The sequence below is a fragment of the Granulicella rosea genome (assembly GCF_900188085.1).
Taxonomy (GTDB): domain Bacteria; phylum Acidobacteriota; class Terriglobia; order Terriglobales; family Acidobacteriaceae; genus Edaphobacter; species Edaphobacter rosea.
The window spans coordinates 533735-548105 of record NZ_FZOU01000002.1 but is presented as its reverse complement, the minus strand read 5'-3'; the positions used below and the strand labels follow the sequence as shown (position 1 = coordinate 548105).

Sequence of the window (14371 nt, the reverse complement as noted above, 5' to 3'; positions counted from 1 at the left end):
GGCGGGAGTTTGTGCATCGTAAACACTTAGACCCGCAGGACGAAGGCGCACGCCATGCTCGAACCAGAACGTATCTTTCTCGCGAGGCGGTCTTTGCGACGTCGCATCGCCGTGTGTCTGCTGTTGTTTGCCTGCGCCGGCCGGCGGGGAAACGCCTACTCGGTCCAGACCCACGAGCAACTGGTCGACCTGACATGGAAGAGCTCCATCGTGCCGCTGCTGCGTGCGCGATACCCGAACATCACCGACGCCCAGATCGCCGAGGCGCACGGCTATGCCTACGGCGGCTGCGCCATCCAGGACATCGGCTACTACCCCTTCGGCAACTCGCTCTTCAGCGACCTGACGCACTATGTCCGTGCGGGAGACTTCGTCGCCAGCCTGCTGCGCAACGCGCGCACACCGGACGAGCTGGCTTTTGCCATCGGCGCGCTCTCGCATTACATCGGCGACACCGAAGGCCACTCCATGGCGACCAACCCGGCCGTGGCGGTCGAGTTTCCGAAGCTCCGCGAGCGCTACGGCGCGTCGGTGAACTACGAACAGAACCCGCACGCGCACGTCCGCACCGAGTTCGGCTTCGACATCAACGAGATCGCCAAGCACCGCTTCGCGCCGTTGAAGTATCTCGACCACGTCGGGCTGAAGGTCTCGACCGACCTGCTGGGCCGCGCGTTTTACGAGACATACGGGCTGGAGTTGAAGAAGGTGTTGAAGGTGCAGCGGCGGACCGTCGCTGGATACACCTTCGGCGTGCGCCGGTTCCTGCCGCGCATCGCCTACGCCGAGACCCTGCTGCACAAAAAATCCATGCCGCCGGACGTCGAGGACGCCGAATTCCTGCGGCTGCAGGCGGAGCTGAAGCAGGCCTCCGTCGACAATGGCTGGGAGCAGTGGCGGCACACGGCCGGCTTTGGGACGCATCTGCTGGCCGGCTTCATCTACATCGTGCCGAAGGTGGGTGTAGCGTCGATGCTCGCAGTCAAGGAGCCGGACTCCGACACCGAGCAGCTCTACGTGCGCAGCGTCAATCGCTCGACCGACCGGCTGCGCGGGGCGATCGCGCGGCTGCAGCAGCCGGAGGTGTTGCGATCGGTGGGAACGACGCGGCAGACGGAGATCCCCAACCGCGACCTCGACACGGGGCAGATCGTCGCACCCGGCGGCTACCGGCTGACGGACGAGACTTACTGCAGGCTGCTGGACACCATCGCGAAGAATCAGGGCCACACAGTCCCGAGCGGACTGCGCGAAGACATGCTGGCGTTCTACGCCAACCCGGATGCGCCGATCGCGACGAAGAAGCATGCGAAGCAGTGGGCGCGCGTGCAGGCCGAGCTGGTCGTTCTGCGAGCCATGCCGGTCGTCGCGGAGCCGTAGAGCGAAGACGGTCTTCTGGTCATCGACTCAAACGTGCGCCATCTCAAACGCCTATCGACTAAAAACGCGTCAACTCAAACGCGGGCCGTCGAAAATGCGTGCTATCTCAAACGCGTGTCAATTCAAACGCGTGTCAATTCAAATGTCATCCTGAGCGAAGCGAAGGATCTGCTTCTGCCTTTGTTTCTGTTTGTTTTTACAACGTATCGCAGCGAATTCGAGCCAGACCCGCGCCTCCGGCGTCCGATCACCGGACAGCGCGGTTGACTGCGCCGGTAGGCTTTCGTATGGTTATCGGGAGTCTCGCGATATAGGCCGGCCCTTGGCGGTCTTCGGAATTTATGCCTGTTTTCAGCGAGATACGAGGATATTCATGAAACTTCTGCAGATGGCGGACCCGGTTCGCTACTCCCGTATGACGACCGAGGAGCGCCGCGCGACGTTCCTGCTCGAAGGCATGTTCCGGCCCGGCGAACTCGATCTCGCGTACGTCGATCTGGATCGCACGGTCGTGGGTTCGGCTGTTCCGACGGCGGGCGCTCCGCTGACGCTTGAAACGACGCCTGAACTGCGCGCGGACTACTTCCTTGAACGCCGCGAGATCGGCGTGCTGAACGTCGGCGGCGCGGGGTCGGTGACGGTCGACGGCACGGTCTTCGAACTGGCCAAGCTGGACTGCCTGTACATCGGCCGCGGCTCGAAGGAGGTCAGCTTCGCCAGCTCGGACGCAGCCAATCCGGCGGCGTACTACCTGCTCAGCTACCCGGCGCACGCGGTCTATCCGACGGCGATGGTCAAGTTTGCGGATCTCGAAGGTCTGAAGCTGGGCGCGGTCGAAACCTGCAACAAGCGCACGATCTATAAAGCCATCTATCGCGACGGCCTGAAGAGCTGCCAACTCGTGATGGGCTTCACGCTGCTCGACCCCGGCAGCAACTGGAACACCATGCCGCCGCACACGCACATGCGCCGCAGCGAGGTGTATCTCTATTTCGACATCGACCCCGCGCACCGCGTGCTGCATCTGATGGGGCCGCCGCAGGAGACGAGCCATCTCGTCGTCGCCGACCGCGAGGTCGTGGTCTCGCCGGGCTGGTCGATCCACGCCGGCGTCGGCACGAAAAACTATGCCTTCTGCTGGGGCATGGGCGGCGAGAATCAGGCGTACGACGACATGGACCCGGCGCCGATTGCGGAGCTGAAATGACCCCCTCCGGCGGCCTGAAGATTCGTCCCGCCGACGCGACCCGGTGGGACCTGGTCTCGCTCGGCGAGGTCATGCTGCGCTTCGATCCAGGCGAGCAGCGCATTGCGAACACGCGCGAGTTTCGCGTGTGGGAGGGCGGCGGCGAGTATAACGTCGCGCGCGGTCTCCGGCGTTGCTTCGGTCAGCGAACCTCGGTCGTTACAGCTCTGGCCGACAACCCCGTCGGACGCCTGCTCGAAGACCTGATGCTGCAGGGCGGCGTCGACCTGAGCCATCTGCGCTGGGTCGCGTACGACGGCGTGGGCCGCGAGGCGCGCAACGGCATCTACTTCCTCGAACGCGGCTCCGGCGTGCGCGGCGCCATGGGGATGATGGACCGCGGGCACACGCCGATCTCGCAGTTGAAGCCGGGCGAAGTGGACTGGGACGGCCTCTTCGGGCAGGAGGGCGTGCGCTGGTTCCACACCGGCGGCGTGATGTGCGCACTGTCGGCGCAGTCGCCGGCGGTGGCGCGCGAGGCGATGCAGTCGGCCAAACGTCACGGCGTGGTCGTCAGTTACGACTGCAACTATCGCCCATCGCTTTGGAAGACGGCCGGCGGACGGCAGGGCTCGATTGACGTGAACCGCTCGCTGATGCCGTATGTCGACGTGCTCTTCGGTCACGAGGGAGACATCGCCGCGACCATGGGCGAGAGCTCGCACGGCCCACCCTGGCACAACGACGAGAGCTACGCGAAGATGTCCGCGCGCGTGACCTCCGAGTACGCCAATATCAAGGTCATCGCCACGACGACGCGGCGCCCGAAGACGGCCAACCGCAACGACTGGGCGGCCTTCGGCTATGCCGACGGGGAGATCTTCCGCAGCACCGACTACCTTGACCTGGAGGTCTTCGACCGTGTCGGCGGCGGCGACTCGTTCGCGTCGGGGCTGATCTACGGCTTGCTCGAAGGCAAGGGAATGCAGTGGGCGTTGAACTGCGGCGTGGCGCACGGCGCGCTCGCGATGACGACGCCGGGCGACAGCTCGATGGCGTCGCTGGCCGAGGTGGAGAGACTGATGGGCGGCGCTGGCGCCGGGGTCCAGCGGTAGTAAATCGGGTGGCCCTCCGGGCTGGCGCGCAATGGCGGTGCTGGCGCCGGGGTCCAGCGGTATTGAACGGGGTGGCCCTCCGGGCTGGTGCGCAATGGCGGCGCTTGCGCCGGGGTTCAGCGGTAAGGTAAAGAGGAGATTCGATGGATAAGGTAACGGTTTTGGAACAGATGCGCACGATCGGCCTGGTGCCGGTGTTGCGCGCGGATTCGATCAAGCAGGCGCTGGCGCTGGCGGAGGCGATCTCGGCGGGCGGCGTCACGGTGCTTGAGATTACGATGACCGTCCCTGGCGCCATGCAGGTGATGCGGCGGCTGGCGGAGGATCGCCCGGACATTCTGATCGGCGCGGGCACGGTGCTCGACCCCGAGACGGCACGTATGTGCATCCTCGAAGGCGCGCAGTTCATCGTCAGCCCGGCGCTGAATACGAAGACCATCGAGATGTGTCATCGCTACTCCATCGCGGTGCTGCCGGGCTCGCTGACGCCGACTGAGATTGTGACGGCGTGGCAGGCGGGCGCGGATGTGGTGAAGGTCTTCCCGGCGTCGGCCATGGGCGGCGCGAAGTACCTGAAGAACATCAAGGCGCCGTTGCCGCAGGTGGAGCTGATCCCGACGGGCGGCGTCACGCTTGCGACCGCGCACGAGTTCCTCGAGGCCGGCGCCTTCGCGCTGGGCGTTGGCGCGGACCTCGTCGATGCGAAGGCGATGGCCGAGGGCCGCCCCGAGGCCGTGACCGAGACCGCGCGGAAGTACCTGCACATCGTCAAGGAGTTCCGCGCGAAGCACGCTCACTAATCGAGCAGCGGTGTCGGTTGCGTCGTCCAGAGCACCGGCTGATGGATTGGCATGCTTCGCAGGATCGCCGGCACGCTCGGGTTCGGATCGAGCTTCTTCCACAGCGCGGCGTACTCTGGACGTGAGTACGCGCGCGCCGCGAAGAGCAGGGCCGGGCGGCGTCCAGGCAGGTCGGCGAAGTGGTCCAGGTCGGCCTTGTACGGCCAGAGGTTGCGGCTTTCGATATAGGGGTAGAACTTCGCGACAGCGGCACGCGCTCCGGGGCCGTCCTGTAGCTCGTAGTTCCACGGGCTATCGAAGCGCGTGGTCAGCAGGACGCAGACGCCGGCGATCAGGTCGAGGTTGGTCAGCGAGTTACGCAGCGGATTCGCCGTCGTCAACTCATGCGGGAAGACGCCCGTGGCCTCGATCTGAGCGCGAATGGTGACGGTCTTGAAGCGGTGACGGCAGTCGGCGAGGATGGCATCGTTCTGTGTCAGCCTGGCGATAGCCGCCGTTTGAAGAAGCCACGAACTGCCGTGGCGGTCTTTTTTATCCCGGGCCAGAAGCGCCAGCCGCGAGGTCGTGAGCCATTCCAGGTATTCGGCGAACCACCTTTTGATCGGGTCCGCCTGCTCCGGCGAGAGCTGTAGGAAGGGGATTGCCACGGCAACTTCGGCGAGCCCGACGGCTTCGAGGATGCCTTCGGGATTACCGCCCTGGTGGCCTGTCTTCTCCGGCGGCAGATACTGCGCAAACGCAAACGACGGGGTGATCCGGGTGGCGGGCGCGACGAGCCAAGCCTCCAGCAGCCGGGCCGCGTGCTGAGCATATCGAGCGGCCTCGGCAGGTTGTGAGAGGTGAGCCGCGGCGGCCAGCGCGGGCACGTCCAGCGTCAGACGCAGCAGCGCATCGCGGTGGGGCGAGGCGATCTGCTCGCCGTCCGGCTCGGCGAGGCTGTAGAAGTCGTGCGGGCCAGCGGGCGAGACCGGCAGTGCAGGCAGCGATGCAGGCGGATGTTCGAGCGCACGGTTGGCCGCCGCCAGGATGCGGTCGTGGTCGAAGGCGGCGACGTCGACCCGCGCCGATCCCTGCGCCGCCAGATCGGCCTGCGCCCGCAACCCTCTCGCGCCCAGCAGAAGCGCGGAGGCGGAGATGCGGCAGAAGTTGCGGCGGCTGGGTCGCATGGCGAGGCCAGCGTATCACGTCGCCGTCGAAGAGCGATATTGCGTTGCCTCGGACCATTCTTCGCAGCGGCAGCAACTTTGGGCAGCGGTGCGCGTTTATCTCACCAGTAGGCCGTACCAGGAGCTAAGCCATGAAGAATCAACCTATTCTCGCACTCTGTGCCGCAACCTTCCTTCTTGCTCTATGTCCCGGCGTGACTCTCCACGCGCAGCAGCAACCGGATGCGCCGCCGCCCGCCGCCGCGCCTGCTTCCGATTCCGTGCCTGCTGGCGGCATGCGGATGAATCCGGAGAAGATGGCCATGTTTCTCCAGACGAAGCTCTCGCTGACCGACGCTCAGAAGGGGCAGATTATGCCGATCCTCATGGATCGCCAGCAGAAGATGAAGGATCTTCAGGCAGACAGCTCCGGTCGCCCCATGCAGCGCGGACGCAAGATGAAGGGCATCATGGAGGACTCGGATAAGAAGATCGACGCCATTCTCACACCCGACCAGCAGAAGCAGTACGCCGCGCTCGAAGCGCAGATGCGCGAGCAGATGAAGGAGCGGCGAGCGGAGAGGCAGCAAGGGCAGGCTCAGTAGATAGTTACCTGCCGCGCACCTGGATGATGCGTTCCTTCAGGATGCGCACAGCGCCGTGGAGCTGCTTGCTGACCTCGTTCAGGTCGTTGACCGAGTCCGAGGTCTGGCGCCCCATCTCGGTCAACTGCCACATGGCCTCGCTGATCTGGTGGGCGCCTTCGCTCTGATTCTGCATGCCCTGATGGACGGCCTCGTAGCGCGGCGCCATCGATTCCACCCGGTGGATGATGTCGCCGAACTGCCCGCTGATGCCCTCGGACGCCGCGATCCCGCGCTGCATGGCCTCGGTCAGGTCGCGGGTCTGGGCGACGCCGGTGCTGACGGCCTCCTGCATCGCCTCGACCATCTGCTCGATCTCCATCGTCGCGATGGCGCTCTGGTCGGCCAGCCGGCGAATCTCGCGTGCAACGACGGCGAATCCAGCCCCGTTCTCGCCCGCCTTCTCGGCCTCGATGGCGGCGTTGAGCGAGAGCAGATTCGTCTGGTCCGCGACCTTGGTGATGACGGTCACGACCGCGTTGATCTTGTTCGCCTTCAGCCGGATGGCGTTCAGCTTGTCGGCGATCGAGTGGGTCGCGTCGGCCAGCGAGCCCATGGACGAACCCAGCCCCTTGAGCCCCTGGCTGCCCTCGTTGGCGACCGCGCTGGTGCGTTCGGCGTCCTCGGCGAGCTGCTCCATCGAGCGCAGCAGCTCCTTCGAGGTGGCCGAGATCTCCTTCACCGCGCTCGCGATCTCGTTGCCCGAGGTGTTAAAGCTCGCGACGTTCGAGGCCTGCTGGCGTGCGCTTGAGGCGATCTGCGTGGCGTTCGAGGTCAGCCGGATGGTCAGGTCGACCATCGGATCGATCAGCCGCTTGCTCAGCCGCAGCGCGATGAAGACGGTCAGCACGAGGAAGACGAGGCCGGCGATGAACGTCCGCCACTTCAACCCGTGAAACTCCGTCGAGACCGTGTCGCTGGCCTTCTGCAGGTCGCGCGAGTCGGCGATGACGACGATCTCCCAATCCCAGCGTTCGAAGTAGGTGAAGCGCACGATCACATTCGCGCCGGTGACCGCGTCGCGCACGATGGTCCCGTTGATCTCCTGATCCTTCGTGTGAGTGCTCTCGTCCAGCAGAATCGGGAACCACTGTGCCTGCGTCTCGGCGGCGACGCCGTCGGGGGCAAGCAGCATCTTGCCGCGATCCTTGCCGTGGCCATAGAAGACCGCGACCGAGCCACGGGCGCCAACGTAGTTCGCCTTCAGCTCCTCTTCGAGCGAGCGGATGCCGTCGTTGTTCAGCCCGACGCAGACCATGCCGAAGATCTCGCCGGTGGCCTGGCGCAGGGCGTCGCAGACGACGGTGTGCCAGCTCCCGAACTCCTCCGACCGGCCTTGATAGGTCCGCCCGGAGAGGATCGTCGCGATCATCGGGTTGGCGGTGGCGTCGGCGAGCTGCGCTGGAATGTAGCTGCCCAGACCGGGGTTCGCGCCCGACTGTGGGCTGGCGCCGGCGACGCGCATCATGTCGCCCGCGGCGTCGATCCTCTCGAAGAGCACGACGGCGCGCCCGGTAACGGCGGCAATGTCGTGCAGCGGACCGGGATCGGTCGTGTTGGGCGCGCTTTTCCATGCGCCCAGACTCAGCTCCGGTGCGATGATAGGGTTCGATCGCTGGGTCTCGGAGTTGACCGCCTGCCAGCTCGCCGTTCGCGCGGGGTTCAGGTGGACGCCGCCGGTCTTTTCCAGCATCAGGCGCGCCGTGGCGGAGTTCGCCTTCAGCGCGTCCATCACATAGCCGTAGGTGACGATCGACGTGTTGTAGCCGTGGATGCAGGCGCGGGCGGTGCGCTCTTCCATGAAGCGCGTCAGCTCTTCGCCGACCAGCTTGGCCGTGCGACCGGAGGCGTACCAGATGAGCACGCCGAAGACAGCCGAGCACGCAAGCGCGGGAATCAGCGCGAGGCCGGTAATTTTCTTACGCAGCGAGATCCAGTTGGCGAAGTACGAAGAGAGTGTCCGGCTCACGAAGATTCACACAAAGTTCAAGTTTCAGGGCAGACCAAGCATATCCCAAAGCCGCCCGCCGGACTGTAACTTATTGGTGGAGCAAGTCCTGCATCTCCAGATACACGCCGTTCGTCCAGCCGAAGCCGACGACATTGCTCTTGTAACCGGTCTCGACCTGCACGTCGGCCGAGCCGCTCACGACGTTGTACTTCTCGCGGATCGTCCCGTCGGCCCGATATCCCGCAAGCACGGTCGCCGAGAACTTCGTCGCAATGCGGGCCGCGTCCGCGTGGAAGCCCGCGCGGTCGAGCCCCGAGACCGCGAGCCACGTCACCGGCGCCCAGCCGAAGGGCGCGTCCCACTGAACGCCGGAGACGGTGGCGCTGGTGGCCAGGCCGCCCGGCTGCTCGAAGTCCTTCAGATGAGCGCGCACCGCCGCCGCCTGCTCCGGGCCGGCAGCACCCGCCCACAGCGGGTAGAACGCGGTGATGTACTTGTAGCCCGAACGCCGTTGGGTGACGTAGTCGTAGTCGAAGTACAGGCCGGCCTTCGCATCCCAAAGGTAGCGGTCGATAGCCGCGCGTCTTGCCCGCGCGCGCTTCGACCAGAGATTCGCGTCGTTGGGCCGGTGGAGGAGCATGGCGATGTGCTCCATGTCGCGTTCGTACTTGTAGAGCAGGCTGTTCAGGCAGACGGGCGCGTAGTCCTGGGTCGAACCCGAGAAGGCTCCGAAGCGAAAGGTCGTGTCGAAGCCGGACTCCCGCATCGCGCGGTCGCCGCGGTAAAAGTCCTGCGAGAGCCGATGCCCGTCGACGACGGCCTGCGCGCAGACCTTCGACGCGGTCGCGTCGCAGCTTGCGGAGGTGTCGGTGACGAGGTACTCGGGGTGAACGCCCGGGTGCGCCAGCAGCCAGCGGATGACGTCCGGGTAGTAGGTCGAGTCGTCGGCCATCTCGGGCACGGGGCCTTCGCCCAGGTCGCGATAGCGTGCGAGCCCGGTCGCGCCGACACGATGCGTCGGCGAGATCCACAGGGCGTAGTCCCGCTCGGCATAGCTATAGGCGCGCGCCAGCCATGCGGCGTCCGGCTGCTGGCCGGAGGCTGGGTGCTCGTAGACCTCGCGGATCATCGACGAGAGAAACGGCGGCTGCGAGCGGGTGAAGAAGTAGGTGCGGTTGGCGTTCAGGATCGCGCCGTAGTTCTCGATCTCGAAGAAGAAGTTCTCGACCATGCCGCGCGCCAGATCCGCATGCCCGTCGCGCACCAGACCCAGCAGGATGAAGTAGCTGTCCCAGCCGTACATCTCGTTGAATCGCCCGCCGGGCACGACGTACGGATTCGGGAGGTAAAGCAGACCCTCGGCGGGTATCTCCGATGGCCGCACATCGCCGAGCCGGTGGATTGGACGTGGGAGCGAGCGAACGTCGACATGGCATTCAGCCTGCATCTTCGCAACCGCCCCCGGCGTCTTCATGCCGGCGGGCAGATACAAGATCGGCGTAGTCCGGACCTTCTGGTCGACAACGGACTTGCAGTCGGACATCGAGCGCGCGAGCACATCCCAGGATTGCGCGATGTACTGGCGAATCTCCGGTTGCTGGGCCGGCAGGGAGGTGGCGAGGGCAAGGAGAAGTCCGCAGAGCAGGCGCATGTTCTTTGGATTCAGAAACTCAACCCTGCGGCGCCTACCACCGGATGAGCGGCATCAGGCTGGAGTAGTCGTCCGTCCATGCATGAACGCGCGGGTTGCGTTCGAGCGGTTCGGCGTGAGCGGCCAGCTCCGGTGTCCGGAAGAGTTGGTCGTTGTCCGCTAGCAGCACCCAGACGGCGCGGTACTCGCCGCGTCTCTCGTTGCGTTCGCTCGCGACGCTGCGCGCCTGCATGCCCGTCGCCAGCGCCAGTTCGGCCAACTCCGGCTTCAGGTCGATGTACTGGTTCGAGATGTGGAAGGCGAGTACGCCGCCGGGCGCGAGGTGTCGCCGGTAGATCGCGAGCGCCTGCAGCGTGAGCAGGTGAAGTGGGATCGCGTCGCCCGAGAAGGCGTCGACGACCAGTACGTCGAAGCGCTGCGCTGGCTCTGCGGCGAGCGAGGCGCGCGCGTCCCCCTCGGCAAAGGTGGTCTGGGCAGGAGACTCGCGGATGTAGGTGAACAGATTGCGGGCGATCGGCGGTACGGCTGGGTTGATCTCGTAGAACCGGATGCGGTCGCCCGCGCGGCCATACGCGGCCAGCGTTCCGGCGCCCAGCCCGACTACGCCGATGTTGCGTCCGCGTGTCCCGCAGCATGCGCCCAGGGCCAACCCAATGCCGGAGTCCGGCGCGTAGTACGTCGTCGGCGTACGCACGGCGGCGGGCGCGAGGACACCCTCGCCGAAGAGCTCCGTCCCATGGACGATGGTGCCATGCATCAGCGTGCGGCGCTGCTCGCCATCCTCGCTGATGCTGCGCTTCACGCTCAGGCTGCCGTAGAAGTTCCGCGTGGCCATCATGTCGTCGTGCAGGTAGGCGACGCGCAGCGCGACGCAGAGCCCCACAAGCAGCAGAACGCATCCGCCCCAGAGCAGACGCTGCTTCGGCCCGTCCTGCCAGCACGCGGCGAGCGCCAGCGCGGCGGTCAGGACGAAGGTCAGCGACAGATCGTAGTTCGCCCGGAAGACGAGCGGCGCAACGATCCCGATCAGCGCCGAACCCGCCGCTCCGCCGGCCGCAATCATCAGGTAGAAGCCCGTCGCCTCATCCGCCCGAGCCGGCCGCAGGGCGTAGAGCTCCGTGTGGCAGAAGAGGCAGGCGACGAATACCTCCACCAGAAAGAGGCCGATCGAGAGCCCGATTGGCACGGCCATCTCGGGTTTGGTCAGGAAGTCGGCCAGGCTGATGAGCATCACCGCCAGCACGCCCAGCATCGCCGTGCGCGGCACGAACCGTGCGTATTGAAACGCGATGACGAAGGTGGCGAGATAGGCCGCAAGCGGGAGAATCCAAAGCAGGGGAATCGCCGCGACGTTGACCGTCAGGTGCGCCGTTACCGCGCTGAGCTGCATCGCGCCGGCCATGGGCAGCAGAAACCACATCCATCGGCGCGCGCGGTGACTGGCAGCTCCTGTGAACTCCGATTCCTTTCGGGTCGCAGGCGTGCGCCGCACCTGCCGGGAGAGCACGGCGGAGATGGCCGCGAAGAGGAGCACGCCGCAGAACCAGAGCGTCCGCTGGGTGCGCAGCGCCAGGTACGGCTCGATGACGCTGGGATACGCGACCAGAGCCAGCAGCGAGGCGAGATTCGACAGCCCGAAGAGCCGGTAGGGAACGCCGCCGGGATGCATGCGTCCCAGCCAGACCTGCAGCAGGGGGCTGGTCGAGCCGAGCAGCAGGAAAGGAATTCCGATCGACGCGCCAAGCGAGGCAAAGATATGCAGCGACGGATGCGCCGCTCCTCCGGCGGCAGGACCGGCGCCAAACGCCCAGACTGCAGCCGAGCATGTGGCCCCGGCCAGAAGCAGCACGTGAAGCCCGATCCAGCCACGCCACGCGGACCGCCTCTCCAGCAGATGCGCGTACAGATACCCAGCCAGCAGCGCGGCCTGAAAAAAGACAAGGCACGTGATCCACACCGCCGCCGACCCGCCGAAGACGGGGAGAAGCTGCTTGGCGGCCATGGGCTCGCTGAGAAAGAGAAGAAGGGATGCCAGAAAGATGGCGCTTTGAAAGAGAGCTTTCACCAAACCCGCCGATTGAAGACGCAACGACCTGTCTCAGTCGAGATTACATGCACAGCAGGGGATTAGAGGGGGGGTGAAGCAGACTGTTGTTTTGGAGCGGGAGACCGGGGTCGAACCGGCGACATCTTCCTTGGCAAGGAAGCACTCTACCACTGAGCTACTCCCGCGCTCTAAAACTACAGGACACAAACTACAACACAACCGTCATCACCAGACTTCGTAACTGAAAAGTAGGAAATGGAGGCGCGGGTCGGGATCGAACCGACGCATAAAGGTTTTGCAGACCTCTCCCTTACCACTTGGGTACCGCGCCTTGGGTTAAGCTCTACTTTACCCGTCGGTTGTCTCGAAAGCTACTCGAAACAGAGGGTCTTGTTGAAGCAAGTTTGGAGCGGGAGACCGGGGTCGAACCGGCGACATCTTCCTTGGCAAGGAAGCACTCTACCACTGAGCTACTCCCGCTCTCACAAGATCAACTATATCCATCGGCGAGGGGCAGGTCAACTTGCGAACGCCGCTTTTCCACACCAAACTGCACGAAAAACGAGGCTTTTTTCAAATACTCCGCCGCAGCTAATAATCCTGCGGCACGGAGGTCTGAAAGGCCATGCGCGGTCCCGCGAACTCGTTGCGATGGCTCCGGATGATGCGCGGCGTAATCGAAATCAGCAGCTCGGAGGAGTCCTGCTCCGTGGTCTTTTCCGTCGCGTCCTGAAAGCCGGGAAGCTCGCTCAGTCCGGGAATGCCGTTCAGCGAGCCGGACTCGCTCTTGCTCACCTGCGAAAGAATGATCGCGGTCGTCCCGTCCTTCAGCGTCACATCCGACGCCAGCGCGCGGCTGGTCAGGATCGGGTTGCCGTCCAGACTCGAACCCGTCAGCGCCTCGATCTTCATATCCAGATGCACCGAGATCATGCCGGACTTCAGCACCGCCGGCGTCGTCTTCAGGGTCAGGCCCAGGTCTTCGTACTGGATCATCGGCGTCGTCGCGGTCGAGCCGGAAGTTCCCAGATACTGCGAGATCAGGCTGGCCGCGCTGCTCCCGTTGATCGTCGCGGAGGTGCTCGCCGTGCTGACGCTGTAGGACGAGGTTGTGATGGGATACTTGGAGCCGACGCGGAAGGTGTTCGTCTGCCGGTCGCCAACGCGTACCTGAACATCGTCGATCGCATGCACCTCGGACGAGTTCATCCCGATATTGAACGTAGCGCCGCCGACCTGATAGACACCCAGCAACGACACGCCGCCGCCGATGGCGCCGAGGAAGCCTGAAAACTGCGCACTTGACGCGGCGCCCGAAACAAGCAGGAAGCCGACCTCTGTAATCAGGTCATTGATACGATTGCCAGTCAACGTAATGTAACCGGCGGAGATCGCCGCGTTGAGCGTACTCTGGTTGGCCGCGACGAGCGTCTCCGCCGAACCCACGACGCTGAAGGCTCCATACTGCTGCGGCAAGGACGCGCCGGTGTTGACTCCCTTGGTCTTGTCGATCGAGTAGAGCTTCAGCTCCAGCATCACCTCGGCGCCGCCGTCGATCAGGTCCGCGAGCGTCGCGTTCAACACCTTCAGGGTCGGCTCCGGCGCGCGGATCAGCAGCGTGCCCGAGCTGTTCACGTTCGAGACCTGCTTCACATCGAAAACGTTCTTGATGATGCTCGTCAGCTCGGTCATCTGCTCGTTCGTGCTGCCGGGGACGTGGATCGTCTCCTCCAGCTGGCGCTCGAATTTCTGCCGGTTCTCCTGCGTGTCCTTGGCGAAGAGCAGGGTGTGCTCGTCGAGCGGCACGGCGAACAGGTGCGTGATGCGCAACAGAATCGGCATCGTCACCTCATACGGGGCGGCGTCGAGCGCGAACTTGAGATCGGTGTGGCTGGCGGACTCGTCGAAGACCGGCTTGACGCCATATGCCTCGCAGATCTGCCGGACCACCTGCTGGGTGTCGGCGTGGAGGTGGAACTCATGATCCCCGCGGTTCGGCGCAAGCTGAATGGCGCCGGCATAGGCGATCTCCGGCCCGTTCGCGGGTGTGATCTCGATGCGTGGCGGAAGATTGTCGGCGGTCTGCTGCAACACCTGCGGATTGCGCGGATCGACCTTGCGGGCGTCGGCGAGCAGGGAGTCGGCCTTTGCCTTGTCGCCGCCGATGCGCGCTTTGGCGGCCTGCTGCAGTAGATCTGCCACGCGTCCGGCGCGTACCTTCGCCAGCGCCTCGGTGTACTCGGTTCGTGTTGGGTTCAACTCGACAGCCCGTGCGAAGAGCGGCTCGGCATGCGCGAGATCGCCGCGATCGACCAGCCGGGCGCCATCGAGGTAAGCTGCCTCGGCCTTCTTCGGATCCGGCTTTGCCGCCGGGGCTGTCAACGTCGGGGCGGTCGACGTCTGGGCGCCGAGAGACAAGGGAACAGCACAAAGCACGGCTGCAAGCGCAAGC

10 protein-coding genes and 3 tRNA genes are annotated in these 14371 nt (G+C 65.0%); 5 read left to right on the top strand and 8 right to left on the bottom strand.

All coding sequences use genetic code 11. The annotated features are described in order from the left end of the window. The first annotated feature begins 93 nt into the window (after positions 1-93). The 4 genes from CHB87_RS08385 (at position 94) to eda (ending at position 4481) form a co-directional block, all read left to right on the top strand. Positions 94-1380, top strand: a complete 1287-nt coding sequence (locus CHB87_RS08385) for a zinc dependent phospholipase C family protein (RefSeq protein ID WP_245817887.1) — start codon at positions 94-96, stop codon at positions 1378-1380. 373 nt (positions 1381-1753) lie between these two features. Beyond that, a complete protein-coding gene (kduI, locus tag CHB87_RS08380) occupies positions 1754-2587 on the top strand; it encodes a 5-dehydro-4-deoxy-D-glucuronate isomerase (RefSeq protein WP_089407946.1) in 834 nt (277 codons plus the stop codon). After that, the gene (locus tag CHB87_RS08375) at positions 2584-3681 is read left to right on the top strand and encodes a sugar kinase (protein WP_089407945.1); all 1098 of its coding nucleotides are present in this window, start codon (positions 2584-2586) and stop codon (positions 3679-3681) included. Before kduI ends, CHB87_RS08375 begins: the two co-directional genes overlap by 4 nt. 143 nt (positions 3682-3824) lie before the next feature. Continuing rightward, the gene (gene eda, locus CHB87_RS08370) at positions 3825-4481 is read left to right on the top strand and encodes a bifunctional 4-hydroxy-2-oxoglutarate aldolase/2-dehydro-3-deoxy-phosphogluconate aldolase (RefSeq protein ID WP_089407944.1); all 657 of its coding nucleotides are present in this window, start codon (positions 3825-3827) and stop codon (positions 4479-4481) included. Here eda and CHB87_RS08365 read toward each other — a convergent pair. Continuing rightward, positions 4478-5647 carry an alginate lyase family protein gene (locus tag CHB87_RS08365; RefSeq protein ID WP_089407943.1) on the bottom strand — a complete coding sequence of 390 codons (1170 nt, stop codon included), beginning with the start codon at positions 5645-5647 and terminating at the stop codon, positions 4478-4480. The two genes, eda and CHB87_RS08365, sit on opposite strands and share 4 nt — an antisense overlap. A 131-nt stretch (positions 5648-5778) precedes the next feature. On the opposite strand from CHB87_RS08365, the gene CHB87_RS08360 reads away from it, so the two are divergent. Continuing rightward, positions 5779-6231, top strand: a complete 453-nt coding sequence (locus CHB87_RS08360; protein WP_142988277.1) for a hypothetical protein — start codon at positions 5779-5781, stop codon at positions 6229-6231. 4 nt (positions 6232-6235) lie between these two features. On the opposite strand, the gene CHB87_RS08355 is transcribed toward CHB87_RS08360, so the two are convergent. The 7 genes from CHB87_RS08355 to CHB87_RS08325 form a co-directional block, all read right to left on the bottom strand. Next, entirely contained in the window at positions 6236-8239 is a 2004-nt protein-coding gene (locus tag CHB87_RS08355) for a methyl-accepting chemotaxis protein (protein ID WP_089407941.1), read from the bottom strand. Between the two features lie 70 nt (positions 8240-8309). Continuing rightward, positions 8310-9872 (bottom strand): trehalase family glycosidase, encoded by a 1563-nt coding sequence (locus CHB87_RS08350; RefSeq protein ID WP_089407940.1) that lies wholly within the window; start codon positions 9870-9872, stop codon positions 8310-8312. A gap of 34 nt (positions 9873-9906) precedes the next feature. Beyond that, positions 9907-11874 (bottom strand): spermidine synthase, encoded by a 1968-nt coding sequence (locus tag CHB87_RS08345; protein WP_176441662.1) that lies wholly within the window; start codon positions 11872-11874, stop codon positions 9907-9909. Between the two features lie 155 nt (positions 11875-12029). Then, positions 12030-12104: transfer RNA gene (locus CHB87_RS08340), tRNA-Gly, on the bottom strand. Between the two features lie 71 nt (positions 12105-12175). Next, positions 12176-12250, bottom strand: a tRNA-Cys gene (locus CHB87_RS08335). 74 nt (positions 12251-12324) lie between these two features. Then, positions 12325-12399, bottom strand: a tRNA-Gly gene (locus tag CHB87_RS08330). A gap of 111 nt (positions 12400-12510) precedes the next feature. Further along, positions 12511-14337, bottom strand: coding sequence for a hypothetical protein (locus CHB87_RS08325; RefSeq protein ID WP_142988276.1), 1827 nt, complete (start codon positions 14335-14337; stop codon positions 12511-12513). Positions 14338-14371 lie beyond the last annotated feature (34 nt).